Source organism: Ignavibacteriota bacterium (genome assembly GCA_016707525.1).
Classification (GTDB): Bacteria; Bacteroidota; Ignavibacteria; order UBA10030; family UBA6906; genus JAGDMK01.
The window spans coordinates 183,123-209,084 of record JADJHP010000002.1; the positions used below are offsets into that span (position 1 = coordinate 183,123).

At 61.5% G+C, this 25,962-nt stretch carries 24 protein-coding genes and 5 tRNA genes; 17 read left to right on the top strand and 12 right to left on the bottom strand.

Annotation, left to right across the window (positions count from 1 at the left end; translation table 11 throughout):
* Positions 1 to 7 precede the first annotated feature (7 nt).
* From IPI01_04430 to IPI01_04440, 3 genes are read left to right on the top strand one after another with little or no spacing between them, the layout of a single operon-like run.
* Positions 8 to 1,234 carry an ABC transporter permease gene (locus IPI01_04430; GenBank protein ID MBK7257049.1) on the top strand — a complete coding sequence of 409 codons (1,227 nt, stop codon included), beginning with the start codon at positions 8 to 10 and terminating at the stop codon, positions 1,232 to 1,234.
* Between the two features lie 7 nt (positions 1,235 to 1,241).
* Entirely contained in the window at positions 1,242 to 2,483 is a 1,242-nt protein-coding gene (locus IPI01_04435) for an ABC transporter permease (GenBank protein MBK7257050.1), read from the top strand.
* Positions 2,484 to 2,492: 9 nt separating this feature from the next.
* Positions 2,493 to 4,025 carry a sel1 repeat family protein gene (locus IPI01_04440; GenBank protein ID MBK7257051.1) on the top strand — a complete coding sequence of 511 codons (1,533 nt, stop codon included), beginning with the start codon at positions 2,493 to 2,495 and terminating at the stop codon, positions 4,023 to 4,025.
* On the opposite strand, the gene IPI01_04445 is transcribed toward IPI01_04440, so the two are convergent.
* The 12 genes from IPI01_04445 to IPI01_04500 form a co-directional block, all read right to left on the bottom strand.
* Positions 4,022 to 5,617, bottom strand: coding sequence for a response regulator (locus tag IPI01_04445; protein MBK7257052.1), 1,596 nt, complete (start codon positions 5,615 to 5,617; stop codon positions 4,022 to 4,024). The two genes, IPI01_04440 and IPI01_04445, sit on opposite strands and share 4 nt — an antisense overlap.
* 4 nt (positions 5,618 to 5,621) lie before the next feature.
* Positions 5,622 to 7,337 (bottom strand): short-chain dehydrogenase, encoded by a 1,716-nt coding sequence (locus IPI01_04450; protein MBK7257053.1) that lies wholly within the window; start codon positions 7,335 to 7,337, stop codon positions 5,622 to 5,624.
* 131 nt (positions 7,338 to 7,468) lie between these two features.
* The gene (locus IPI01_04455; protein ID MBK7257054.1) at positions 7,469 to 8,458 is read right to left on the bottom strand and encodes a DUF2911 domain-containing protein; all 990 of its coding nucleotides are present in this window, start codon (positions 8,456 to 8,458) and stop codon (positions 7,469 to 7,471) included.
* A gap of 76 nt (positions 8,459 to 8,534) precedes the next feature.
* Positions 8,535 to 8,864: a YbjQ family protein gene (locus IPI01_04460; GenBank protein MBK7257055.1), complete on the bottom strand. Its 330-nt coding sequence runs from the start codon at positions 8,862 to 8,864 to the stop codon at positions 8,535 to 8,537.
* 6 nt (positions 8,865 to 8,870) lie between these two features.
* Positions 8,871 to 9,881 carry a hypothetical protein gene (locus tag IPI01_04465; GenBank protein ID MBK7257056.1) on the bottom strand — a complete coding sequence of 337 codons (1,011 nt, stop codon included), beginning with the start codon at positions 9,879 to 9,881 and terminating at the stop codon, positions 8,871 to 8,873.
* Positions 9,882 to 10,138: 257 nt separating this feature from the next.
* On the bottom strand, positions 10,139 to 11,125 hold the full coding sequence (locus IPI01_04470) for a PDZ domain-containing protein (GenBank protein ID MBK7257057.1): 987 nt from the start codon (positions 11,123 to 11,125) through the stop codon (positions 10,139 to 10,141).
* Positions 11,126 to 11,196: 71 nt separating this feature from the next.
* Positions 11,197 to 12,360 carry a HEAT repeat domain-containing protein gene (locus IPI01_04475; GenBank protein MBK7257058.1) on the bottom strand — a complete coding sequence of 388 codons (1,164 nt, stop codon included), beginning with the start codon at positions 12,358 to 12,360 and terminating at the stop codon, positions 11,197 to 11,199.
* Positions 12,350 to 13,141 carry a zf-HC2 domain-containing protein gene (locus IPI01_04480; protein MBK7257059.1) on the bottom strand — a complete coding sequence of 264 codons (792 nt, stop codon included), beginning with the start codon at positions 13,139 to 13,141 and terminating at the stop codon, positions 12,350 to 12,352. The genes IPI01_04475 and IPI01_04480 overlap by 11 nt, the downstream gene beginning before the upstream one ends.
* Entirely contained in the window at positions 13,138 to 13,692 is a 555-nt protein-coding gene (locus IPI01_04485; GenBank protein ID MBK7257060.1) for an RNA polymerase sigma factor, read from the bottom strand. Before IPI01_04485 ends, IPI01_04480 begins: the two co-directional genes overlap by 4 nt.
* Before the next feature lie 188 nt (positions 13,693 to 13,880).
* Positions 13,881 to 14,582 (bottom strand): DUF1573 domain-containing protein, encoded by a 702-nt coding sequence (locus IPI01_04490; GenBank protein ID MBK7257061.1) that lies wholly within the window; start codon positions 14,580 to 14,582, stop codon positions 13,881 to 13,883.
* A 26-nt stretch (positions 14,583 to 14,608) separates the two neighbouring features.
* Positions 14,609 to 16,561 carry a hypothetical protein gene (locus IPI01_04495; GenBank protein ID MBK7257062.1) on the bottom strand — a complete coding sequence of 651 codons (1,953 nt, stop codon included), beginning with the start codon at positions 16,559 to 16,561 and terminating at the stop codon, positions 14,609 to 14,611.
* A gap of 71 nt (positions 16,562 to 16,632) precedes the next feature.
* The gene (locus IPI01_04500) at positions 16,633 to 16,935 is read right to left on the bottom strand and encodes an EthD family reductase (protein MBK7257063.1); all 303 of its coding nucleotides are present in this window, start codon (positions 16,933 to 16,935) and stop codon (positions 16,633 to 16,635) included.
* Between the two features lie 115 nt (positions 16,936 to 17,050).
* Here IPI01_04500 and IPI01_04505 point away from each other — a divergent pair, with 115 nt between their 5' ends.
* The 14 genes from IPI01_04505 (at position 17,051) to rplL (ending at position 25,831) form a co-directional block, all read left to right on the top strand.
* Positions 17,051 to 19,981, top strand: a complete 2,931-nt coding sequence (locus IPI01_04505) for a hypothetical protein (protein MBK7257064.1) — start codon at positions 17,051 to 17,053, stop codon at positions 19,979 to 19,981.
* On the top strand, positions 19,978 to 21,822 hold the full coding sequence (locus IPI01_04510; GenBank protein ID MBK7257065.1) for a DUF2723 domain-containing protein: 1,845 nt from the start codon (positions 19,978 to 19,980) through the stop codon (positions 21,820 to 21,822). The genes IPI01_04505 and IPI01_04510 overlap by 4 nt, the downstream gene beginning before the upstream one ends.
* A gap of 131 nt (positions 21,823 to 21,953) precedes the next feature.
* A tRNA-Thr gene (locus IPI01_04515) sits at positions 21,954 to 22,026 on the top strand.
* Positions 22,027 to 22,063: 37 nt separating this feature from the next.
* Positions 22,064 to 22,146: transfer RNA gene (locus IPI01_04520), tRNA-Tyr, on the top strand.
* Positions 22,147 to 22,246: 100 nt separating this feature from the next.
* Positions 22,247 to 22,319, top strand: a tRNA-Gly gene (locus IPI01_04525).
* A 21-nt stretch (positions 22,320 to 22,340) separates the two neighbouring features.
* A tRNA-Thr gene (locus IPI01_04530) sits at positions 22,341 to 22,413 on the top strand.
* 60 nt (positions 22,414 to 22,473) lie between these two features.
* Positions 22,474 to 22,623: a 50S ribosomal protein L33 gene (gene rpmG, locus IPI01_04535; GenBank protein MBK7257066.1), complete on the top strand. Its 150-nt coding sequence runs from the start codon at positions 22,474 to 22,476 to the stop codon at positions 22,621 to 22,623.
* A 46-nt stretch (positions 22,624 to 22,669) separates the two neighbouring features.
* A tRNA-Trp gene (locus tag IPI01_04540) sits at positions 22,670 to 22,743 on the top strand.
* Positions 22,744 to 22,809: 66 nt separating this feature from the next.
* A complete protein-coding gene (secE, locus tag IPI01_04545) occupies positions 22,810 to 22,992 on the top strand; it encodes a preprotein translocase subunit SecE (protein ID MBK7257067.1) in 183 nt (60 codons plus the stop codon).
* A gap of 15 nt (positions 22,993 to 23,007) precedes the next feature.
* Positions 23,008 to 23,541 carry a transcription termination/antitermination factor NusG gene (nusG, locus tag IPI01_04550; protein ID MBK7257068.1) on the top strand — a complete coding sequence of 178 codons (534 nt, stop codon included), beginning with the start codon at positions 23,008 to 23,010 and terminating at the stop codon, positions 23,539 to 23,541.
* Positions 23,542 to 23,572: 31 nt separating this feature from the next.
* Complete coding sequence (rplK, locus tag IPI01_04555) at positions 23,573 to 23,998, top strand: 50S ribosomal protein L11 (protein ID MBK7257069.1); 426 nt, start codon at positions 23,573 to 23,575, stop codon at positions 23,996 to 23,998.
* Between the two features lie 77 nt (positions 23,999 to 24,075).
* Entirely contained in the window at positions 24,076 to 24,774 is a 699-nt protein-coding gene (locus IPI01_04560; GenBank protein ID MBK7257070.1) for a 50S ribosomal protein L1, read from the top strand.
* Between the two features lie 112 nt (positions 24,775 to 24,886).
* On the top strand, positions 24,887 to 25,408 hold the full coding sequence (locus IPI01_04565; protein ID MBK7257071.1) for a 50S ribosomal protein L10: 522 nt from the start codon (positions 24,887 to 24,889) through the stop codon (positions 25,406 to 25,408).
* Between the two features lie 48 nt (positions 25,409 to 25,456).
* On the top strand, positions 25,457 to 25,831 hold the full coding sequence (gene rplL, locus IPI01_04570) for a 50S ribosomal protein L7/L12 (GenBank protein MBK7257072.1): 375 nt from the start codon (positions 25,457 to 25,459) through the stop codon (positions 25,829 to 25,831).
* Positions 25,832 to 25,962: the final 131 nt, after the last annotated feature.

Here is a 25,962-nt window from a genome sequence, read left to right on the forward strand (position 1 = left end):
CTGACGGATGTATCTTCTCACAGAGTTGAAAGAAGGGCTCCTGATCTCGTTCCGCGCGGTCAGGGCCAACAAGATGCGGTCGGTGCTGACCACGCTGGGGATCGTGATCGGCATCGTGTCCGTGACGCTGATGTCCACGGCGATCGAAGGCGTGAACCGCGCCTTTGCGCGAAGTGCCGCAGCGTTCGGGACCGACGTGCTCTACGTGCAGCGCTTCCCCTGGGTGGGGAACGAAGATTGGGCGCTCATCCGCAACCGGCGCATGCTGGAAACGAACTTCGCATCGAAGATCGAACGGCAGTCGCAGTTGAGCGACGCGGTCGCTCCGGTCGTCGGTACGCGGCGGCGCGTCAATCTTGGCGACCTCAGCATGGATGATGCGTTCGTCAGCGGAACGACCCATCAGTATATGAACGCCGCCGGCGTGACCCTGGCCGACGGCCGGTTCTTTACCGCCGAGGAGTCGAGCGGCGGCCGGCCGGTCTGTGCCATCGGCGCGAATGTCGCCGAGACGCTGTTCCCGCGCGAGGACCCGATCGGCAAGGTGATCCGCGTGGGAGGGTATCCGTATACGGTCCTCGGCATATTCGAGAAGCAGGGCGGACTCTTCGGGGTGTTCACGTCGGATAACCGCGTCTTCATCCCGTTGCTGTCGTTCGAATCGCATTTTGGCGGGCGCCGGCGGGATGTGACCATCCAGGTGCGGGTGGCGGATGTCACGCAGATGGAAGATGCGAAGCTCGAGCTCGAAGGGATCATGCGGAATCTCCGCCATATCGCGCCCGGGAAGAAGAGTGATTTCAGCATCAATCAGCAGGAACTGCTCACCCAGACCTTTGCGCCCATCAGCCTGACCATTGCATCGATCGGCCTGTTCATCACGGGCCTCTCCCTCTTTGTCGGCGGCATCGGCATCATGAATATCATGTTCGTCTCGGTGACCGAGCGGACGAAAGAGATCGGCATCCGGAAGGCGATCGGGGCGCGACAGCGCACCATCCTGCTCCAATTCCTCGTGGAGGCCGCCGCATTGTGTCTGATCGGCGGGATCATCGGGCTGATGATCGCGTTCCCGTTGAGCCTCATCGTCGACCAGGTCTTGCCGACGGCCATGCCGCTGTCGGTCGTCTTCATTTCGATCACCATTTCCCTCGTCGTCGGGGTGGTCTCCGGCTTCCTCCCGGCGTACCGCGCGGCCAAGATGGATCCTGTGGAGGCCCTCCGGTATGAGTAAGATCGCGATGGAACTGGCGAATTTCAGAGAGAGCCTGCAGATGGCGCTCTCGGCGGTGCGCACGAGCAAGTTGCGGTCGATCCTGACCCTGCTCGGCATCGCGGTAGGTGTGTTCTCGATCATCTCGGTGATGACCGCTGTGGGCGTGCTCAAGAACAGCATCGAAGAAGGGATGATGCAGCTCGGAGCGAATACGTTCCAGGTGCAGAAATTCCCTGCGTTCAATACGGGCCCCGATGACCGCCGGCGATTCCGCAACCGGAAGGACATCACCATCGAACAGGCACAGGCGGTGCAGGAACGTGCGACACTCGCCGAAGCGGTGGGGTTCGAGGTCTGGAGCTTCGGTAAGGTCTTCGTCTGGCGCGGACAGAAATCCAATCCGAATATGCAGGTCGGTGGCGAGAACCTGGAAGGGCTGGTGACGAACGATTGGACCGTGGATGTCGGCCGTTCGTTCTCTGCCCAGGATGTGGATGAAGGCAGAAAGGTGATGATCCTGGGTCAGGCGGCAGTCGAGAAACTGTTCCCCCCGAGCATCAACCCGGTCGGTGAGGAGATCAGGGTCGACGGCACGATCTACCAGGTGATCGGGGTCTTTGCCAAGAAGGGCGGGGCGCTGGGCGGGAACCAGGACCAGTTCGGGGCGATACCGATCACGACCTACATGCAGAAGTACGGCAAGGCCGATCGCAGCGTGAACATCATGGTGAAGGCCCGCAGCAAGGAACTTCTGGACGACACCATCGAGCAGGTGCGATCGATCCTGCGTGCCGCACGAAAGGTCGATCCGGGTGCGGAGGATGACTTCGCCTATTACTCCAACGACTCGCTGATCAAGCAGTTCAACGAATTCACGCTGTACCTGCGTATGGGCGTTCTTCTGGTGAGTTCCATCGCCTTGCTCGCCGCCGGCGTCGGCATCATGAACATCATGCTGGTGTCCGTGACCGAGCGGACGCGGGAGATCGGCATCCGGAAGGCGATCGGGGCACAGCGGAAGGACATCCTGGCCCAGTTCATGATCGAAGCGATCCTCCTGAGTGAGATCGGAGGCGTCATCGGCGTCGCCGCCGGGATCCTCACCGGGAACATCGTCGGTCTTCTCCTGGAGGTCCCTGCGGTGATCCCGTGGGACTGGGCCGCGATCGGCATCATTGTTTGTTCATTGGTAGGACTTCTGTTCGGCGTCTACCCGGCCTGGAAGGCAGCCAACCTGGATCCTATCGAAGCTCTCCGGTACGAATAGGGAGTCAGGGTGCGGGCACCGCTACGCTTCGTCCTGCTGACGATGCTCATAGGGATCCTCAGTGTGCCGGTCGCCGCCCAGGTCGATCGGCAGCTGCCGGATAGTCCCGTCTTCAAACGGCGCTCCGTCACCACACCCCCGCTCATTCTCCCCTCGGATGCACTCTACGATCTCTGGCAGGCCTTCCTCGTGTCGAGGAAGGCGAATGCCGGCGACCCTGTTGCCCAGCAGGAGCTCGGCGTGCGGTATCTGCTCGGGCGGGGTGTCGAAGCTGACAGCACGAAGGCCGCCTACTGGTTCTTCAAGGCTGCCGAGCAGAACATGATCTCCTCCCGCTTCAACCTCGGCATCCTTCTCTACCATGGCTGGGGCATTTCGTGGAATCCGTTCGAATCCTATAGAGCGTTCCTGATCAGCGCCGAAGCGGGCATGCATGAGGCCGAGTTCGTTGTCGGCCTGCACTACACGGAGAACCTGGTGGTGCCGCGCGACTACGCCGCGGCCCTGTACTGGGTCCGGAAGTCCGCTGAAAGCGGCTATGCCCCCGCGAAAGAGGCGTTGCCGGAGCTGGAACGAGCCGCTGCACGCGACGCAGAGCAGAACAGTGCGGGAAGCGACACGGCACGATCGCCACTCGCGCTGTTCACGGAATCCGATGATGACTCGGCGGCGGGACAGGCGCTGGTGACGTCCGTGCTGACCGGCGGTGATCCGGAGTTGCGCAAGGCCCTCGGGTTGTCGAGCATGCTGGAAAAAGATATCGCTGTCGACTCGCTCCGCCTGCAGGGGATCACCGCAGCGGCGCAGGCTGGAAGCCCGGAAGCGCTTGCTCTCCTCGGCAGGAACTATGAGAAGGGTCTCGGCGTGCGGCGGGATGTGGTCCTGGCATGCAGCTACTACATCCGGGCACTGCGTATGGACTGGCCACGAGCATCACAGCTCCTCTCCCGGCTGGTGCAGGAACAGGGCGTGATCCCGCACATCCGCTCGCAGGCGCGTCACAACGATGTTGAGGCCCAGTATGTCTGGGTGGCGTTGTTGGGTCTGGGCTATGAGGGATTGTTGTTCAAGGAGCAGGCGATGCTGACGACGGGCCAGGCGATCCAGATGCTCAAGGCCGGCGTGGAGCGCGGACATGTTCCTTCCATGAATGAACTCGCCCTCTGTTATTATGCGGGGAGGTGGGTGGGGGCCGATCCGGCCGAGGCGTATCGTTTGTGGACGCGTTCGGCTGATGCGGGAAGCAGGGAAGGAGCGATCCGGCGTGCCGTTGTCACCCTCAGGCAGGACACCGACACCCTTGCACAGGCACAAGCCCTGTCGGTCCTCGAACAGGCTGCCGATGACGGGTCGATCCTTGCGGAGATGGCGCTTGCGTGGTGTTATGAAAAGGGGATCGGGGTACCTGTGCGGACCTCGGAGGCGGTGCGGCTGTACCGCGTGGCCGCCCGGCGCGGCAGCCAGGATGCGTACCGCGCGCTGCGCAGGCTTCATGATGGCATGCGTCCGACGGAGACGCGCTACCACATCGAGGAGCTTTAGATCGTCTCGCCGTCCAGGACACGCCGGATCGTCGAAAGCATTTCGGTGACGGTGAACGGCTTGTGCACCACCCCCCGTGCGCCCAGCGCCATCAACTGATCGGTCTTGTCCTTCTTGACGTATCCCGTACTGAACACGGCACGTACGCCCTCGTTGATGCGCTGCAACTCCGCGAAGACCTCATCCCCGGCCAGCTTCGGCAGCCCGAAGTCCAGCAACACGAGATGCACCCGATCGTGATGTTCGCGATACATGCGGACGCCATCCTCCCCATCCACCGCCTCGAGGACCTCGTACCCCGCGCGCGTCAGGATCTCGCGCACCAGCGTCCGGAGCATCTCTTCATCTTCAACGACCAGGATGGTCTCTCTGCCGCCGAGTTGAGCGATCAGTGTCTCCGATGGCATGCCAAGGGTTGACGGTGCGCGTGGTTCCACAGGGAAGGCCAGCGTGACGTGTGTTCCCGTCCCGGGGGTGCTCTGGATATCGATGTACCCCTTGTGGCTCGTCACGATGCCGTAGACGACCGACAGGCCGAGCCCTGTTGAAGTCGCCCGGTCGCGTGTCGTGAAGAACGGCTCGAACGCATGCCGCAGGGTATCGGCATCCATGCCTTCGCCGTTGTCGATGATCTCGATGCACACGTACTGACCGTCATTCGGATTGGGGAACCGGGCCTTCAGGTCCGCTCCGTTCACCATCCGGGTGGTGATCGTGATGGTGCCTCCGCGCGGGAGGGCATCACGGGCGTTCAGCAGGATATTCAGCAGGGCCTGGTGCAGCTGGTTCTGGTCGGCGGAGACGAACGGATTCACCGGATCCAGCTGCTCATGAAACGTGATCGTCCGCGGAAAGATCTCGATCACCATGTGCATCAGGTCCTGCAGGAGGCCGTTCACATCGATCGACGCGAATTGCAGATTTGCCTTGGTGGTCACACCGATCAACTGCTGGATCAGTGATGCCCCGCGCCGCACGGCCTGATTGATGGCCGTGACGCTCTGGGAGATCTTGGCGGGATCGTCCATGGTGCGCTCGAGCCGTGAGGAGTAGCCGAGGATGATCGCCAGGATGTTGTTCAGGTTGTGCGCGAGGCCGACGACCAGCGTGCCGATCGATTCCATCTTCTGGGCCTGGAGGAGCTGCGACTCCAGAGCCCGCCGCTGTGCTTCGGTCTTCCTCTTGTACAGAGCGACCTCGATCGACGAGTGGAGTTCGGTGTCCTCGAATGGCTTGATGAGGTAGCCGAACGGCTCCGTGACCTTGGCCCTCTCCACCGTCTGCTTGTCGGCGTAGGCGGACAGATAGATGACCGGGATATCGAAGCGGGCCCGGATCGCCTCCGCTGCCTCGATGCCATCCATGGGCCCTTCGATGCGGATATCCATCAGGACGAGGTCGGGGCGGAGGGTGTCCGCCCGCTGGATCGCGTCCTCACCCGTGGAGACCATATCCACGACCGAGTAGCCCAGTCGCCGGAGACGCGAACGGATATCGCCGGCGACGATGCGCTCGTCCTCCACGATGAGGATGCGCGGGCTGACGATCTGGGGTGACGCGTAGCGGGGGTCGAGTGACGGTGCTGTCGTCATGCCATCAGGCCTTCATCCGTTTGCCCTTTTCCTCATAGGTGAAGATCCAGCCGCAGACCTTCCCGGGGTCGATCTCGGTGAGATTCTTCCAGTATTCCCGGTTATGCATCGTCCGGGAACTCGTCTCGTCGTCGGGGAGGCTTTCGACCTCCTTGATGATCTGCGTGAAGCGTTGGCGCCAGTGTTTCATGTTCTTTTCGCGCAGATCGACCCAGCCGTCATGCGCCCAGCGGTCGATGCTGGAGGCGTTGATCGGGAATTCATCCTGACCCTGCGCCGGAGGGATCTTGATGTTCGACGCACGCACCAACGAACGGCCGTCCGGCAGGAGAATGGGGATGCCGATGGAGATGATCTGTGAACGGAGCTGGTCGTCCGCCTCGATCAGGTCGAGCAGACGCCGGCTGAGGATGCTCGTCTCGGTACGTGCGACCGTGCGCACATCGCCGAAACACACCTTCAGCAGGTACGATTCATAGAGCAGTTTGGAAAGCCGGGGCGGCCCGAGCATCTCGAACGCCACAGAATCCACGCCATGGTCCTGCTCGAGCTTTCGCATGGTCTTCAGGGCGCTATGGAACATGTAGCCCGCGCGGTATGTCGGCGCCAGCGTGGCATTGTCGAGCGCGTTGATGATATCGTGGCCCGTGTTGCCGGCCCGGATCTCGAACACCGTGCTCTCGGCGATCTCCTCCGGCGTCACGAACTCCATCTGTCCCGGCGTGGAGATCGCCTCAAATTCCCCGCGCGAGAAGTAGCCGTTCTCCCCCGTATCGATGAAGACCGAACGGAGTTGTTCCCCGCGTGCGCGGGCGATACCCGGCATGTGGGGTTTCAGGGTCTTGCCAAGTTTCACCGCACCGGACACCGGGCAGTCCTCCAGCGGAATGCCGCGGCCCCGCTTCGTGATGTCACCATAGCCGATCGCCTTCCATGCGATCGCCGCGGTCGGCTTGATCTCCTTGGTGATCGGGGCGTCGGGCGTGCGGCCCATCAGGAACAACAACAGCGTGTGCGCGCCTGCCACTGCCGACTTCGAGAGCAGCACGCGCGACGGGCGTTCTTCGCTGTGGGTATAGGGGATGTTCAGCCCCATGCCTCCGGTGCCGCTGGTGCCGATCTTCAAATAGATCTTCGTTCCGGCAATCTGCATCGACCGGTACATGAGCTGCACATGACGGATGAGCTGAGGGACGTACAGCGTGCAGATCAGCTGTTCGGTCACTTCGACGAGCTTGTCCGGCTTTTGTTTGCGCGACCGCTGAACGGCCTTTGCTTCCTTCAGGACCCTGCGCGACGACTGGAAGATGTCCTGGTAGGCGATGCCGGTCGCCGAGTTCACGCAATCCACGACGATCTCCGGCTTGAACTTCTGGAGCAGCTTGTACAGGCTTGAGCGCTCGAGCACCGGCCCGCTCAGTTCTTCGAGCATGTCGTCGATGATCATCGCACGGTACTTTTTGCTCGCGAGGATGCGATCACGCGGCATGTCCTTCAATTCCTCACGGACGAAGATGTTCCCCCACCAGGGGACGAAGAACCCTTTTCCTGCATCAGGATAGAGCCGTTCGAGGTCTGTGACAGCTTCGCGTGCTTCGGATTCGGTGAGAGAGGTGACGATAAGACGGCGGGGGTGTTCTTCCATGAACTTGCGGCAGACTGCGGACCCCACAAGACCCCAGCCGCCGATGATCAAGACTGTCTTGCCCTGGATATCCATGCGTACTCCCGGGTTGGAGAGGAGGTTAGTGCCCTAATGTACGCCGAGATGTGAGAATAAGCAACGGGGAGCAAGGATGGTTTTTGCGCCGGGAGGGATGGCTCCCGCGGTCAGCGGGTGCGGAGGGGGGGCTACCGGGTGGAAAGGCGGACCGAGTAGGTCCTGTTCGACCACCCCAGGTTGAGCCGCACAGCCTCGCCGTGGCGTGCATCGAACCAGATCGTGAGGCGGTCCAGGGTCTTCTGCGTCAGGCCGCCGGTCATCGGTATCCGGACGAGGTCAAGCCGGCTGTCGTATTCCGGGAGGGTTCCCGGTGCGCGCGTGCTGATGATGAGCGTGAAGCGATCCTGAGACGGGATGGAATAGAGCGTGTAGGATCCCTTCGGGATACGGGTTCCGCCTATCCGGATATCCGTACTTGTGGTGAACGCCGTGGACAGATTCGCGCCTGTACGCCATACGGAATCCCAGGGAACGACGACGCCCCAGATCGTGCGTCCGCGGACCGCCGGTCGCCCGTAGCGGATGGCAAGGCGGCCTCCTCCCAGGCGTGCGAACGATGAATCGGTGGGACTCAGCGTTGGAAGATGGGTGCGCCGTTCAAAGGGAACGGAGATGCGGGTGTTCTCCCAACGGAGAACGATCGATCCGGACACCCCCTTCCCACGTTCGATCGAGATCGAGAACGTATCGACCTGTGCGGCGATGTGCCGCATGGCGACGGGAAAGCGGGCAAGGTCCTGCCGCTCATCGTACTGCGTGCCCCACTGTCCCGTCTGCTTGTTCAGGATCATGGTCCATCCCTTCTTCCCGGGGATCGTCCAGACCATGTAAGTCCCGCGCGGAACGGGCATGCCACCAAGCACCATATCGAAGGTCGTGCGCAGGTGGGTTGCCTGATTCGCACCTGTCCGCCACACACGGCCCCATGGTATGAGGTCGCCCATGATAACGCGCCCCCGCATGGACGGCCGGCTATAGGAGATCGACACGATATTGGTGTCGACGGCGAAGACGACGGAATCGCGGGGGCTGAGGATCTTGCGGTCCTGTGCCTTCGCCGCGCTGAAGGACACGAGGACGCACAGGAAGAGCAGGGCTGTCAGACACTTCTGGATCATGGATCCGATGGCTGGAGAGCCATCACCCGCCCCGCGCACGAGCGCGGAGCGGGTGGAGCTCAGATGCGGTGCAGGGTCAGACCTTTTCCACAACGACGGCGGTTCCGTACGCGAGCACCTCCGTGACACCGGACATCACCTCGTTGGCATCATAGCGCATGCCGATGATGGCATTGGCGCCCATCTCGTTGGCGTGCTGGAGCAGGAGGCCATACGCCTCGAGCCGTGCCTTCTCGCAGAGCTCCTGCAGGAGGGTGATGTTCCCTCCGAAGATGGTCTGGATACCGGCGCCGATGTTGCCGACGATGGAGCGCGAACGAACAGTGATCCCGCGGACGATACCGAGAGTACGGACGACACGATAACCGTCCAACGTGAATGCGGTGGTGACCATATGATGGTCCATGGGTCCCTATTTGATCTTGATGGAGGAGATCAGTTTGTCGTAGGCGGCGAGATACTCACTGCTCTGCGGCTTGAACCAATCGAGGATGATGCGGTACACCTTGTCGTCCTTCACCATGAAGTAGACGCGGCGTTGGACATCCCGGGCTGCGGTGTACGTGAGCGTGATCGCCGGCTGGCCGCTGATGGTGGCCTTGCCCTGCGTTGCACCCGGATACTTGCCCTTGTTCTGCTCCACGACCTTTTCGGTGGTCAGGGCCTTGGCGCCGAACACGATGAACTGCACAGAGCAATCCTGGCGCACGCCACGGAGGCTGAGCGCGAGGTCGTTGTTCCCCTTTGCTGCATTCTCGAAATTGAAGTTCTCAGGATACTGGAACGAGAACAGCTTGGCATCGTATTCCGTGAATGCATCGGCGGGGAGTGTCGCATCGCGGCCCGGCTCAACGGCGCGGGGAAGGGTGAAGCTGCCAGCGACCGAATCAAAGATCGCGGCATGTGTCGCGTACATATCGCCGAACCCGCGGAACGCGATGTCATAGAGGACGGTGTCGAGCTCCACATAGAAGTGGTGGCCGGTCTCTTTGACCTTGGTGCTGTGGTTGGCGGTGTACGGGACCTTCGTCGCGGGTTTGCCGGCGATGGTCGCGGGGGCCGCCTGGCCCAGGACGAATCCGGAGCTTGTCAGTTCTGCCAGAATGGATGCCTTCTGCTCCGCGGGATTGCTGGCCTTGATCACATCCACGCTGATCAGAACGCCGTCGGGATATGCGCCTGTCGGATCCATGAAGCGCTGCCCTGCTTCAAGCGTGTTGTAAATGCGTGGACGGCCGGCTTCGCCGCCGGCTACCCAGCCCTGCGGATGCTCGAAGTGGAACCCGTACTGCGGATCGCGATACTCCTGCATCGCTCCGACCGGAAGGGGAGTGACCTCTTTTTTCCCTCCGCAGCCGAGAACCAGCAGGCTCACCAGAAACACTGCGATCGAAAGTCCCACGGTGTTACGCACGTTGGTCATGGCGTTCCCTTCTACTGTAAGTTGACGTGTTGATGGAGAATCAAAGTCGTTGTCGTGTGCCGGTGAGCCGGGCAGGTCGAGGCAAGATAGGGAAAAGGGAGGACTACATCAACATGATATTACCGGGCGTTTCGGGGAGAAAACACCGGGGCCGGGGTGCCGCTCCGGTCGAACGTACCTGATCCCGGAACTTCACACCGGCCCCTTCATGCGGGAGGAGAACCTTCCAGCCCCCCCTCCCGCCACCCTTCATGACGTCAGCTCATCGCCGAGCGTATTTCCTTCTTCACGGTGTTGCGGAGCTTTTCCATCTTTCCCCGTATTTCCCGTCCCACGCTCCGCAATTCCTCCTGCAATTTCCGCAGGTCCTGCTGCAATTCCATGCGGTCCCATTGAAACACCTTCATGTCCGGTGACACATGGGGGACAGCGGGTGCGCCATGCCGGAAATAGAAGCCCGCAGCCGGGATGCCATCCACTTCCATGTGGAGGGTCAGGGGGGTGCCCCTGCGGAGTACTGCCACCGCAACGGAGTCACCTTCCTTGAGTCCTTCCAGCGCGCCGTGCACATCCCCCGGTTCCCCGATCTCATCCTCACCGACCTTCAGGATCACGTCACCTGCTTTGAATCCGGCTTCTTTCGCTGCGCTTCTCTTCTGAACCTCTTCAACCAGGACGCCCTTGCCGGCGGATGCCCCGAAATACTCCGCGAGCTGAGGATTCAATTCCATGAGCGTCAGCCCGTTCACGGCATTCATGGAGGAGAAGACATTCATATGGAGAGGTGGCATGGGGACTCCGTTGGCCAGGGCGCGAACCCTGGGCACGGGGAACGACCCCACCGCGACCTGGAGGGTCTTTTTCTGGTCCTTGCGCACCACGGTCACCGTGGTTTTGGTCCCCGGTTCGGTCCTGCGTACCGCCTCCGTAAGCTCCGCGGCATCATCGATCGTGGTCTTGTTGAACTCCACGATCACATCGTTCTCCATGATGCCCGCCTCTGCCGCGGGGCTGTCATCAACAACTTCGTTCACGAGTGCTCCGGTCTTGACCGCGAGCTTCATTTCTTTTGCCTGCGCAGGGCGCAGGTCATGAATCCCGACCCCAAGGTAGCCCCGGTGAGAGTCCTCCGCGGTGCGGAGCCTGATCTTCGCTTCCCGGCGCGGTCCTTCTTCAGCATTGCCGCATGCACTCCCGGAAAGGACCAGCGGCAGAAGCACAACAAGTGTTGCCAGTGTACGCATCGTGTGTCTCCTGTTTGTGTGACGTTCCGGGAGTTGGACACAGGCATCCGTGTGTCCGTTGACATCCCGGTTCACTCTTCGCGCAGCAGTTGGATGAGCGCTGCCCGTGAACGTTCCGTGCCCATGCTGCCGAGATACATGACCGCGCTGTTGCGGATGTCGTCGTCGGGATGTGTCCGTGCGACCTCGGCCAGGAAATCCGTTGCCCGCGCATCACCGATCGATGCGATGGCATAGAGCGTCGTGCCGAGGCGGGGATCACGGTGGTGTTCTGTGCCGCTGAATTGACGGAACAATCCGATCAGCTCTTCCACAGCCTTGCCGCGTTCCGGTGCGCTCTGTGCATACACCTCGATGGCGGATCGCTGGAAGTCCGGTGCCGCATCGGTCCGGGCGATCTCAAGGAGCGCTGCCCGGGCTTCGGGCTGGCGCAGCGAACCGAGCGAGTGCACCGCCGAGAGGCGGAGCAGGGGAGGTTGGCGTGGATCCAAGACCACTTCTTTGAGTGCGCGGGGAGCATCGCCATTGCCTCCGGACCGTCCGAGCTCCTGCATGGCCTTCAGGCGCATGCGCGCTTGCGGGTCCAACGGTTGCAGCGGTGTGCGCGTACGTTGCGGCGGAATGCTGCGGATGATGATCGTATCACCATACCCGAACACCATCAGCCTGGTCTCTTCCACTGCCTCCTGGGTCGCGCGCAGCCGTCCCAGGTCCTCGCGCAGCCTTCCGATCTCCTGTCCGATCCCGATGCGGATCTCGTGCCGCGCAAGAGGCACGGTGCGGAATTCCTGCATCCGCGCGAGTTCCTGGCCGACCTCGAGCATGCGGAGGTCAGCGACCGCATCGTCGAGATAGGGGCTCCGGGGAAAATCGCGCAGGAGTCTGCGATACAGGGTCGCTGCCTTTGCGGGATCCTGGTCCTTCCACGAGTACGCGGTCCAGTACGCCGCGTCATCCGCGAACTGACTGCCGGGGTAGCGCCGCTGGAGTTCCGCGAACGACTTGCGTGCCGGACCCCACTGCTCCCCGAGGACCGCGGCATATCCTTCGCGGTACAGCGTATACGCCGGATCGTCAGGCCCGGGCGTGAATACGACGAAAGCGAATGGTGATGCCGCCGCCGGAGGCGCCTCCTGTCCCAGCGTTTCCGCCGGGAACGCCGCGACGGCGAGCATCGCCAAACGTACGGCCCACTCCCACCGCGGGGCCGTATGATGGTCTGATCTATTCCGCATACTTCACCTGTTGATAGAGCGTTTCAGCGATCCGCAATTTGAACAGCAGATTCTTCGATTCGATCCCCTGGCGGATCATGTCGACCCCGGGGGCCACGTCGTCGGGGGTCATGTTCGCAAGTTCGATCTGGATCTTTTCCAGGTCGTTGATCAGCCGGGCCGAGTGCGCATCCAACGACTCCTGACGGAGTGCCCGGGCTTCGATCACCAGTTCGCGTGAGACCCTGCGTTCGGTCTGGAGATCCGCCGGCTGGTCCCCGGGCACGTTCATGTTCGCCACACCCACAAGCAGGGTGCGCGACCGATGCAGATATTTCTGGAGACGGGTGGGTTTCACGATGGCCGATGAATCCACGACGCTGGCGTCAGCTACGGCCGGTGCCAGCGGTTCCGGGGCATGACGCATGACCGTCCAGGTGATCAGCGCACTCCCCGCAACGATCAGGATGGCTGCGAACGAGACGGCGATCCGGTACTGCGGGGTGGGGCCTGGTGCCATCCAGACGGCCAGCCGGCGGTACCAAGATACCGCCGGGGCGTGCGATGAGATCCGCAGGTCGACCTCGTTCAGGAGCGTGTTCCAGAATTCCTGCGGAAGCGATGCTGCGGGATCGGGCGGGGTTGGCCCCTGCGCGGTGATCAGCGCACGCAACTCTTCTTCTTCCGCGGCGCACGCTGGGCATGTGCGCAGGTGCGCAGAGACCGCATCCTGCTCCGCGTCGGACAACCCCCCTCGAATGTAATCGTACAGCTGGATCTGGATCGTGGTATGTTTTGTCATGCAAGCTCCTCCTGGAGATACTGCAACTTCTGCCGCAGTTTCTTCAGTCCCCGGAACAAATGGGTCTTCACGGTCCCCTCGGAACACCGCAGCATCGTGCTCACTTCCCGCGTGGACAGTCCCTCGATATGTCGCAGGGTGACGACCGTTCTCTGTAATTCCGGCAGTGTACGCAGCGCCTCGTCAAGATGATCGCGTATCTGCCGCGCATGGATGTCGTGATCATGCGTTGCGCCCGGTTCCGGGATCTCATCCACCCGGACCTCGCGTTTGCTGCGGGCCGATCGTGAGCGAATATGATTGAGAGCCACATTGGTGACGATCCGGTGGAGCCAGGTGTTGAACTCCGCATCGCCCCGGAATCCGGGCAGGGCGCGATGCGCCCGGACCAGGGCATCCTGCACGACGTCGTGCGCTGCCTCCTGGTCCTGCATGAAACCGTATGCAACGTTGTAGGCCTGCCTCATGTGGCGTTCGACCAGACAGCGAAATGCGCTACGATTCCCGTCCTGCGCCTCACGGATCAACTGCTGCTCGTCAGCAGCGGGCATGCGGGGATTCCTGGATTATCCGGATCTGTTGGTTGGACACGCGGGCCCCCGGGAGCGTTGACATCGGGCCGGGCGGGCTTTCGGGGCAGGGGGACCCGGTGAAAAGAGCGAGACCCGCCGTTGGTGATCGGCGGGTCTGGCCGTCCCTTGTAAGGACGTTGAAAAGACCGGGTTTGTTGCGGACGACGCTATTGGAATTTGAACTCTTTGACGTTGCCGTATACCGGGATGAAGATCTCAGGCTGCCGGAAGTTCGAGGTCGTCAGGAACATCCCTTCGGAAAGGATGGCGTTCACCTTCTCCGGTGAGAACTCCGCCGTGACCTCGGCCGACCCGCCGGGTTCGATGGGTTCCGCAGGGATCGCAAGCTTGAGTCCCGCCAGCTGGCAGCGCCATCCGGTGATCTTCAGCGGTTCTTTGCCGTTGTTCTTGATCGCCATGACCTGCGTGGACTTCCGGCCCACTTCCGCGTCCTTGAACCAGAAGTGTCCCGGCGTCAGCAGTATCTCATCGATGACCAACGCGGTGAATTCGATGACCACCCGCGGGTCGTTCGTGGCATTGGAATGGACCGTGACGGTCTTGTGGACCTTGCCGGTGAAGTTGCGCGAGTTGAAGGAGATGGCGATGACGGCCGATTGTCCCGGCGGGATCGAGCGCTGCGATGGTGCGGTGCCGGTGCATCCGCACGAGGCCTCGATGTCCGACAATTGCAGGACCTCGCTCCCGGTGTTTTTGATGAGGACCTTCTTTTCGGCGATCGTTCCTCTGAGCAACTCCCCGAAATCAAATGACTTGTTCTCCACGATCTGGATGGCCGGTTGGGCAACGCCGACGATGGACGTGAGGAGTATCGCTCCGACGAGTCCTGCAATGCGATGGAACATCATGACAAGGTCTTCTTTCGGGGACGTGACTAATAATCTGTGGACTTCGGGTAGCTCTTCGGAGCTTCCTGTGTGCGGGGAATGAAACCCGCGAGACGGACGCGGAACACTCCCCGGTCGCGTATGCCTGCGATAAGGATCCCGTGGCCCGCGTGCCACGCAAGCGACACCGGCGTGCCCGGCAACCCTTGTTCAAAAATGCGGGTCCATGTCGTCCCCCCGTCGATCGTCAGGAAGAGCATCCGGCCATTCACCATCGCAACGAAACTGGATGGGTCCTGCGGGTCCCGGCCGAACAGGACACGATCCGTCTGCTCCCAGGGCGGTGAGAATCTGCTCCACTCCGTGCCGCCATTCAACGAACGGTAGCAGGTCCCGGTGAACGTCCAGGCATACATGACCTTCATATCGGAAGGGTCCAGGGTCACGAAGGACAGCGAGTCGGCGCCCAGCCCGTACCGTGTCGTCTCCCAGGAGATGCCACCATCCGAAGTGATGAGCACGGAAGATGGCGAGGCCGGTGCGAACACCGAACCCGCATTCGAAGGGAGGAAGGAGAATGACCGGACCGGCGGGGTCTTGCCGTTGGGCCGTGATTCTCTCCACGTCGAGCCGCGGTCGGTACTGTTGAAGATACCTTTATCCGTGGATGCGAGCATGCGCGTCGGGAACCAGGGGTGCTGCACGAGGAGGTACGGTGTGGAGGGGATCGACCGTGCAAACTCGTGCCAATGCGCTCCCGCATCGGTGCTGCGGAATGGCCCGGCGTGGGTCGTTGCGTACATGTACTGCCGCTGGCGCGGATCAATGGAGATCGAGGTGACCTGACCGCCGCTCAACCCTTCGCCGATCGGGATCCATCGGGAAGAATCGGTGCGGAAATGGATCAGTGCATCGCCGGCTGCCGCGAAATAGCCTGCATCGGCGGGGTCGACCACGAGGAGCGTCGGGGTTGCCCCGCCGAGCTGTTCATCGGCGTGCGACCACGTTAATCCCCGGTCCACCGAGGACCTGAGGCCGATCGCGTTGCCGAATGCAAAGAGGCGTGTTCCCGCTGGTGCGGCCACCACCGTGGCGCCCAGCCGTGGCAGATCGGCGCCGAGCGCCTGCCAGCTCTCACCGAAATCGCGGGAGAAGAGGAGGCCTTCGTTGGTGCCGGCGTACACCACTCCCGCGAGTTGAGGATCGCTGCGCAGCGACCGGATCGTGTTGCCGGCTGCCCCCGGGTGTACCGGGCTCCACAAGTCACCGCCGTTGGTCGTGCGGAAGATGCTCCCTGCATCGGTCCCCAGCAGCAACGTGTTGCTTTCCCGCGGATGGATCAGGAGATGTGTCGACCGTGCGCCGAGTTGCGTCGATCCCCGCGCGATCGCCGCCCAGGTGTCGCCGCCGTCCGTGGAGGTCAACAGCCCGAACGTGCCCGCGGCCGCGAGGATGCGGTCCGGACGTCCGGGATCAACGATGATGGTCCAGATGCTCGCGAACGCCAGCGATGAATCTTTCTGGAGAGGGATGGGGTACCAGGTCGAACCGGCATCGGTGGAGCGATAGATGCCCCGCCCCTCGGTCCCGACGAACCGTCGCTCGGGTTTCCAGGGATCGAACGTGAACGAGAGAACCGGTAGTGGCAACTGCCCGGGGGCAGCGAGCGGCACTGCCCTCCATGTGCGCGCACTGTCAGCGGATCGGAACAGGCCGCGAGCGGTGGTCGCGTAGATCCCCGTAGGAGAGTCGGGGTCCCTGGCAAAGTCACGGACCGGGTAGCCACGTGCTACCGGGGTACGGTAGCTCCAGCTCCTGCCCGCATCGAAGGAAATGGCGGTCTCGCCGTTCGTGAGTCCGGCATAGAGCATCGATCCCGTCCCGACCGGGTAGACCGCGGAGACATTGAGCGCGTACGGGCCCGGCAGCGCTTCCCAGTGGATCGCTCTGGTTGAAGGGGAAGAACACGACAAGCCCGTCAGCAGGAACAGGATGGCCATACCGGATCTTACGACGGACGGGATACGGGCGTTGTGATGAACCTCATGATCCATGGCAGTCCTCGGTATGTTCACGCGAGCGGTTCACCGTGGAAGACGGTGACGAGGTCGGCGGCGAAGGCCATCAGGTCGCGTGCGACAGCCTTTCCTTCGCGCGATGAGAGTGCGGCGTCCATCGCGGTACGGGTGTCGAAGGAAGCTTCGACAAGGAAACTGAATTTGCTCTCGCCGATGGGCGCGCCGGTCACCCGCACGACATTCAATGCGCGCAGTCCGGGGAATTGGCGCAGCAAGGGGACATGGATCTCGAGGAAGTGCTTCTCGAATTCCCCATCGTCGGAGGGGCGTTTGTACAGCGCTACAAGTGTGATCATGCCGGTTCCGCGTCGTGAATGATCGATGGAAAAATATAGCGACGGGGGTGGGGAAAAGCAAACGCGGCCACGGGTACGGTCTTTTCTCTCTCCTCTTTTTTTCGTACCCTGTGGCATGAGCGCACCCGAACTCCCCCTGGATCTCTTCCATGATGCCCGGAGCGGGGAGCGGAATCTCCGCGCCTTGCATGAGCTTTTCCTGCGATCCGGGAGCCGGGCATCGCTTGACGACTTCTCCCGGGCGATCCAGACCACCCTCCATTCCGCTCCCGATCCCGACCTTGGCCTGACCAACCTGCTCCGGTTCTGTGAGGTGAGTACCAGCAGGGCATCCCTCTTCACCGACCTTGTGGAACATACGGTCCTGCTCGACATGCTCATGCGGGTCCTCGGGAATTCACGGTTCTTTGCCGATATACTCGTCCGCGATCCCGGGCTCTTCCGCTGGCTCACCGCTTCCTCCGTGCTCAACTCCGCCGTCTCCGCTGCTGAACTGGCGGAGGAGACCGCCGGGATCACCGGGATGTTCCTCGCGATCGATCGACGCATGGATGCCCTGCGCCGGATGTTCCGCAGGCAACTTCTGAGGATCGGCGCACGGGATGTCCTGGGTATCGCGGACCTGGTGTCGGTGACCACCGAGCTTTCGAGGCTCGCCGATGCGATGATCGACGCGACGGTCCGATGGACCTTCGACCAGGCGCGGGCGAAGGACGGGAACGTGCCGGACCTGCCGTTCTCCGTGATCGGCCTCGGTAAACTCGGCGGGGGGGAGCTGAACTACAGTTCGGATATCGATCTATTGTTTGTGTATGGTGATCCCGGCCCCGGGGACGATCCGGAAGCTGCGCTCTCATTCTTTCACGCGCTCGGCGAACGCCTGGTGCAGCACCTGTCGCGCGCGACCGGTGAAGGGCACTTGTTCCGTGTGGACATGCGGCTGCGTCCTGAATCCGGCGCAGGCCCTCTGGCGCGCTCGCTGCAGAGCTACCTTCTCTATTATGAGTCGCGCGGTGAGCTCTGGGAACGACAGATGCTGATCAAGGCCCGGCATGTCGGGGGTGACAGGGAACTGAGTGCCGCATTCCTCCGGGCCCTGGAGCCGTTCGTCTATCCCCGCGCATTCCTCGAACATCCGGCGGAAGCGATCGTGCGCATGAAGGCGCGCATCGAGTCGACACTCGGCGAGACGACGAACATCAAACTGATGCCCGGAGGGATCAGGGACATCGAGTTCATCGTGCAGGCACTGCAGCTCCTGCATGCCGGCAAGAATCCGAGGATGCGTGGCGGGAATACCCTTGCTGCACTTGTCGCACTCGGGGACGATGGGAAGATCCCGGTGCGCGATGCGAAAGGATTGGTGAAGGCATACACGTTCTACCGCACCATCGAACACCGGCTGCAGATCATGCAGAACACGCAAACGCATACCGTGCCTTCCGACGAGCGCGAACGGGGGTTGCTCGCCCGCCGGGTGGGGTTGCCTTCGGCGTCGATCCTGAACCAGGAGATCCGCGATCATCTCCGCCACGTGCGTTCTCTCTTCACGAAGGTCCTTCAGTCGGGCGAAGGACCGGTGGCCGCCGGGCTGGAGGCCGCCATCGATGGGGTCCTCACCGAGGATGCCACGCATCGCATTCTTGTCGATCTCGGATTCCGGGATGTGCGCCAGGCATTGCGCAACATGCGGTCCCTCGCGTTCGGGTCGACGCTCAGCGGGACACGTGAGACCGATACCCGTGCACGCACCGCGTTCCGCCAGGTGGCCACGGTCCTCTTCAATGATATTGCATCCACGCCGGATCCCGACCTCACGCTGCACAGCGTCACCCTCATCAGCGGGGCCCAACGCTTTCCGGGGTCGTTCTACGCCGGGATCCAGGATCCCCGCTTCCGGCGCTTCGTGATCGAAACGTGCTCCGCCAGTCCACGCTTTGCCCGGGCCCTGGGAGACCACCCGGTCCTCCTGGAGACCGTCGCCAACGACCCGTCGGGTTTGGAGGCGATGGCGCCGGACGCGCTTGCTCCTACGGATGATCCGGTACTCTTCAAGCTGTATCACGAAGTGCGGGCAGGGTTGCGCTTCGTCTTCGGGCTCTCCCGATATGAAGAACTCACCGCTGAGTTGTCCATGATCGCGGAAGCGGTGGTCCGGCACACATTGCACGCGCAGCTCAGGGGGCAGCACACTCCCCACCTTGCCGTGTTCGCCCTCGGAAAGCTTGGCAGCCGGGAGCTGACGTTCGATGCCGACGTGGACCTGTTGTGCATCGGGGAGGGAGCGAGCCCTGAGGAACTCAGCGGTCTGGAGCAACTCGCCGGCGATGCCGTCCGGGCGCTGACGGCTGTGACGGACCGGGGGAGGTTGTATGAGGTGGACATGCGGCTGCGTCCGGAGGGGCGGAACGCTCCGCTGGTGACCGAGCGTACGGCATACCGGTCGTATCTCGCACAGCGCGCATCGCTGTGGGAACGGCAATCGCTGACACGCCTTCGTTGGATCGCCGGGGATGAAGCGTTGGGCCGGGCAGTGCTGGAAGAGGTCCGCGACTTCGTCTTTGGATCGCCTCTGCCCCCGGGGTGGGTCCAGACCACCGTGGAGATGCGCAAGAAGATGGAGTCCCGGACGCGGACGCGCGGGGAAGCCATCATCGACATCAAGCTCGGTGCCGGCGGGATGGTGGATATTGAATTTCTCGTGCAGATGCTGCAACTTGCCGGAGCCGTTCCGGCGGAGGTCCGGGGAGCGGATGTCTTTGCCGTGCTGCGCGCGACGTCACCTCCGGTGGTCAGCGCGGCCGAACGGGATCTTCTGGCCGAGGCCTACAGCTTCTACCGTCGGCTCGAGTTGTCCATCCGGATCACCCTCGGCGAGCACGGTTCGATCCTTCCCGTAGAAGGCAAACTTGATACGCTGGCACGGTGCGCCGCACGGTCACGCGGACCGGAACTTGCGGCGCGGGCCACTTCCACCATGAGCAGGGTGCGGTCTCTCTTCCTTGAGATCGCAGGGCGGATGGAAACCACAACTCCGGGATCATGATGCAGTTCTTCACGCGACTCTTCCGGCATCCTCTTGTGCCTGGCGCTGCCATTGCGGCGTGTGCCCTGGTTGTCTACGTCCGGACCTTGCTGCCGGGCATCGGGTTCATTGACAGCGGGGAGCTCGTGACCGTCGTGCATTCGCTCGGGATCGCGCACCCGACCGGCTATCCGCTGTTCACGCTTGTGGGGTGGGTGTTCGCGCATCTCCCGTTCGGAGGGGAGGAGGCGTATCGTCTGAATGTCATGGCCGCGATCCTCTGTGCGCTCTCGCTCATCTTCTATTATAGGGTCGCGCAGATGATCCTTGCGGGGCCGGCAAAGAAGATGCAGGTGCCCGTGGAGATCGTTCAGGCTGCGGCCGCGGGAGGTGTGCTTTTCCTTGCGTTCTCGCGGACCTTCTGGGTCCAGGCCCTTGCCGTTGAGGTCTATTCGCTGCACATCCTGATGATCTCGCTTGTCCTGGTGCTCGTGCTGGAGGCCCGTGCGAAGGGTTCGCAGGTGCTCTGGATCCTTGCGTCGTTCGTGCTCGGGCTCAGTTTCACCAACCACATGACCACGATCCTCCTGGTGCCGGGAGTACTGTATTTCTACGGGACCTCGATCGGTAGCTGGCGGGGGATGGTGCGAGGGGTGCTCCGGCTTGTCCCGGCGTTCGTCCTCGGATTGTCCGTGTATCTCTATTTGCCGTTGCGGGCATCGGCCTCGCCGGTATGCAACTGGGGGGACCCCTCGTCTCCGGGGCGCTTTCTTTCGCACCTGAGTGGCAAGCAATACCGGGTGTGGATCTTCTCGTCGACGGAAGTGGCCATGAAGCACCTCGGTGCTTTCGTGCAGGGGATCCCGGGCGAGTTCGCGGTTGCCGGCCTGGTATTCGGTGTGATCGGCTTCATTGCGCTCTGGATGAAGGACAGGCAGATCGCGGCGGGCACGTTGATCATGTTCGTGGTGTGTGTGCTGTATGCGATCAATTATGACATCCAGGATATCGATTCGTACTATCTGCTCGCGTACATCTGTGTGGGAATGTGGGCGGCCGCGGGTCTTCTGGTGGCGGGGGGGTGGTTGGTGCGGGCGATCGGGATGCCCTGGCGGGTCGTTGGCGCACTGATGGTGGTTGCCGGATCGCTGCCATGCGCCGTGCACTATCGGGCAGTTGATGGGTCATCGGATCATCTTGTGGAGGATTACACCGCGAACATGTTCGCATCGCTGCAGCCCGGGGCGCTGGTACTGTCGTATCAATGGGACTACTGGGTATCGGCGTCGTACTATGTGCAGGAGGTGCGTCGGGAGCGGCGGGATGTGCTGGTGATCGACAAGGAGTTGTTGCGTCGGTCGTGGTATTTGAAGGAACTTGCGGCAAAGGCGCCGGTGTTCATGGAGAAGGTTGCCATGGAGGTGGATCTTTTCGGGCGGGAGCTGGCGAAGTTCGAGCAGGGGGTACCATACGACGGGCAGGTGATCGAGGCGCGGTACGTGGGGATGATCCGTGCGATGATCGCCAGGGGGATGGAGGAGCGGGCGGTGTATGTGACGTCGGAGATCGAACCGGAGTTCACGGCCGGGATGGTGCGGGTGCCGGAGGGGTTGGCGATGCGGGTGGTTGCGGACACGCTGTTTCATCCGACGCCGTTGAAGGAGTTCCGGGCGAGGCCAAATGCGAGGGGGGGGCGGCTTGAGGACATGATCTGGCGGCTGTACGGGGGTGCGTATCTTGCCCGGGGGGATTATTATCTTCTGCATGGGCTTGCGGAAGAGGCAAAAAATGCCTATCTTTGGGGGATTTCGATGGATCCAACCTCGATGGAACTGCGGTCACGGCTTTCCGGCCTCCGCTGATCTTTCTTCTGTTTTCCCACACATTTGTAGTTGACTATTTGTAAAAGTTTCTTATATTACTGTGCTTAGCCGTCAAAGGAAGCCCGTAGTCATCTCGCAAGAGTCGGGGATGACGAAGGGGTGTTTTGTCTGCTGGCGTAGCTCAATCGGTAGAGCAGCTGATTTGTAATCAGCAGGTTGCGGGTTCGAGTCCCATCGCCAGCTCTGGGATGTGGAAGGGTGGTACTGATCTTTGTGTATCGGGCAGGTAGCGAAGCGGTCAAACGCAACAGACTGTAAATCTGTCGGCTTCGGCCTTCGGAGGTTCGAATCCTTCCCTGCCCACGGATGAATTAAGAATTGAGAACTAAGAATTCTTAGTTCTTCATTGGAAGCAGAAGCGGGGTTGGTCGCGGTGAAAGTGTGTTGGCAGATGTGGCGTACCGCGGGAGTAACTCAGTTGGTAGAGTCACAGCCTTCCAAGCTGTTGGTCGCGGGTTCGAGTCCCGTCTCCCGCTCGAGGTTGGTGTGAAGTTGTTGCTTGCGTAGCTCAGTTGGTAGAGCACTTCCTTGGTAAGGAAGAGGTCACCGGTTCAATCCCGGTCGCAAGCTCAAGCGCGTGGCACGCAGCCCGCGTGAACCCTGCGTCAAAGATAGAGACCCGAGGACCCAGTGAGAGACATCATCACGTTGGAATGCACGGACTGCAAGCGCCGGAACTACTCCACGACCAAGAACAAGAAGAAGCAGTCGGGCCGCGTGGAGCACAAGAAGTATTGCCGTTGGTGCAGCAAGCACACGACGCACAAAGAGACGCGCTGATCCCGGCCGGGGCCTGTACGGGCCATGACGGGTCGGTGTACGCCACACGTCAGTAGCTCAATTGGCTAGAGCAGCGGTCTCCAAAACCGCAGGTTGGGGGTTCAAGTCCCTCCTGACGTGCAAAACATAATTATCCGTTATCCATGATCCATGGATAATGGATCATGTGAAAAAGGGGTCACGCCCATGAAAGATAAGATCATTGGATTCTTCACCGACGTGGTGAAGGAGATGAAGAAGGTCACCTGGCCGAAGAAAGATGATCTGCGCGATTCGACGGTCATCGTTCTGGTGGTCTGCCTCATCATCGCCGGCTTCGTCTACGCGGTCGACGCGGGGGTCACCCTGATTCTCCAGCAGATCCTGTAAGGGAAGGGGCGAGCGGTGGACAAGAAATGGTACGTGGTGCGGACGTATTCGGGCCACGAAAATAAGGTCAAACTGGCCCTCGAGAACGAGGTCTTGCAGTCCAATCTCGGCGAGAAGATCACCGCCGTGATCGTGCCGTCCGAGAAGGTGTTCGAGGTGAAGGACGGCAAGAAGAAGAGCAAGACGCGGACGTTCTTCCCGGGCTATATCCTTGTCGAAGCGGTCATGGACAAGGCGACCCAGCATGTGATCCTGAACACGCCCTCGGTGATCAGCTTCGTCGGGCCGAAGAACACGCCTGCGCCGCTGCAGCCGATCGAAGTACGCCGGCTGATCGGCAAGATCGAGGAGCGCAAGGATGTCGAAGTGCTGGAGGTCCCGTTCCGTGTCGGCGACGCGGTGAAGGTGATCGACGGCCCGTTCAACAATTTCAGCGGCTTCGTGCAGGAAGTGGCCGAAGAGAAGATGAAGCTGAAGGTGATGGTGTCCATCTTCGGGCGGAAGACGCCGGTGGAGTTGGACTTCAGCCAGGTGGAACTCGAAAAGTAGTGATTGATCATTTCGTAGAAGGCACGTTGTCATGAAAAAGATCGTTGGGTTTGTGAAGCTGCAGATCCCCGCCGGCCAGGCCAACCCTGCGCCGCCGGTCGGTCCCGCCCTCGGCCAGAAGGGCGTGAACATCATGGAGTTCTGCAAGCAGTTCAATGCGCGGACGCAAAAAGAAGCCGGGATGATCATCCCCGTGGTGATCACGGTGTTCTCGGACAAGTCGTTCACCTTCATCACGAAGACTCCGCCGGCCGCCGTGTTGCTGTCGAAGGCTGCGAAGGTCGAAAAGGGCTCCGCGGAGTCCAATCGTACGAAGGTCGGCCGTGTGACGAAGAAGCAGGTACGTGAGATCGCGACGATCAAGATGCCCGACTTGAACGCGAACGATATTGAAGCGGCCATGAGCATGGTCGCCGGCACCGCCCGCAGCATGGGTCTGACGGTCGTCGAAGACTAAGGGTTCGGCGTGTTCGCACGCCGGTGGGAGTTCGGCCATCCCGGACGATAATACCACACGATAAAGGCAACATCGCGATGAAGATGAGCAAGCGTTACACCGCCTTGACCAAACAGGTGGATCAGGACAAGCTGTATTCGGTGGAAGAAGCCGTCGCCAAAGTCAAGGCGACCGCGACCGCCAAGTTCGTTGAATCGATCGACATCGCCATCCGTCTGGGCGTCGATCCGAAAAAGGCCGACCAGGCCGTGCGCGGTACCGTGGCCCTGCCGCATGGCATCGGCCGTGAGGTGCGCGTCCTCGTCATGGCCCGCCCGCCCCGCGATGAAGAAGCAAGGGCAGCCGGGGCAGACCATGCCGGATTGGCGGAATACGTCCAGAAGATCCAGGCCGGATGGGCCGATGTGGACGTTATCATCGCTACGCCGGATGTGATGGGCGAGGTCGGTAAACTGGGCAAGATCCTCGGGCCCCGGGGCCTGATGCCCAATCCGAAGAGTGGCACGGTGACGCAGGATGTTGCGAAGGCCGTGAAAGAAGTGAAGGCCGGCAAGATTGAGTTCCGTGTGGACAAGGCCGGCATCCTGCATTCGAGCGTCGGGAAGGCGAGCTTCGAACCCAAGGCGCTTGCAGACAATATTCATGCGTTCATCAATGCGGTCAACCGCCTCCGTCCGCCGACGGCGAAGGGAACGTATATCAGGAGCATTCACCTCTCCAGTACGATGGGTATCGGAGTGGAAGTTGATCGCACAGCGCATACCGTGCATCAATAAGAACAAGTGTTACGCACTCACTAATCAACTGCTGCGCGTTCATTGCCCGGGGGGTATCACCGGGGCTTCTCTCTCATCGCGCACATACCTCCCGTGAGGTAGGAAGGACGTAATGAAACGTACGGAGAAAGAACAGATCATCGCCGATGTGGCGGAGGTCGCGGGCCGTGCGCACGGGATGTTCTTCACCGACTTCAGCGGTCTGACCGTGGAGCAGGCGACGGAATTGCGTCGTGAGCTCCGGAAGTCCGGTATCGACTATGTCGTCGCGAAGAACACCCTGATCCGGAAGGCACTCGAGCAGCTGGGCGGATACGATAAGGTATTCCCCGGCCTCAAAGGCCCGACGGGTGTCGCATTCTCGTTTGACGATCCGGTCGCACCCGCGAAGATCATTCAGAAGTTCAGCGACAAGCACAAAAAGCTCAAGCTGAAGATCTGCGTGATCGAGCGCGAAGTGTACGACGGCTCCCGTCTGGCAGAGATCGCCCTGATCCCGTCGCGTGGTGAAGTGATCTCGGGTATCCTGGGCAGCATCAACGCGCCGCTCGCCGGCGTCCCGGGTACCGTGAACGCCGTCATCCGTGAACTGGTCAGCGTCATTGACGAACTCGGCAAAAAGAAGGCCGCCTGAGTTCCAGCAACGATAGTGAAACGAGAAGAATAATCAAGGAGACACATCATGTCAGCAGTTGCCGAGATCGTAGAGAAAATTGAAAAACTGACCCTGCTCGAAGCGGTGGAACTGAAGAAGGCCCTCGAGGACAAGTTCGGCGTGACCGCCGCAGCCCCGATGATGATGGCCGGTGCCGCACCCGCCGCAGCAGCAGCCGCCGTCGAAGAGAAGACCGAATTCACGGTCGTCCTGAAGGAAGCCGGTGCCCAGAAGATCAACGTGATCAAGGTCGTCCGCGCTGCCACGGGCCTCGGCCTGAAGGAAGCAAAGGATCTGGTGGACGGTGCACCGAAGCCGATCAAGGAATCCATCTCCAAGGACGATGCGGAGAAGCTGAAGAAGGAGCTCGAAGAAGCCGGAGCATCGGTCGAGCTGAAGTAAGCAGGTAGTCCCCGGGGCTGACCGGCCCGCGTGAGCACCTCCGACGTTCCGGAACGGAGGGGATGCTGACGGCAGGCCGGTACGCCCTGGATTGTAACACACGGTCGGGTGAACCGCGTTATGTCTCTGAC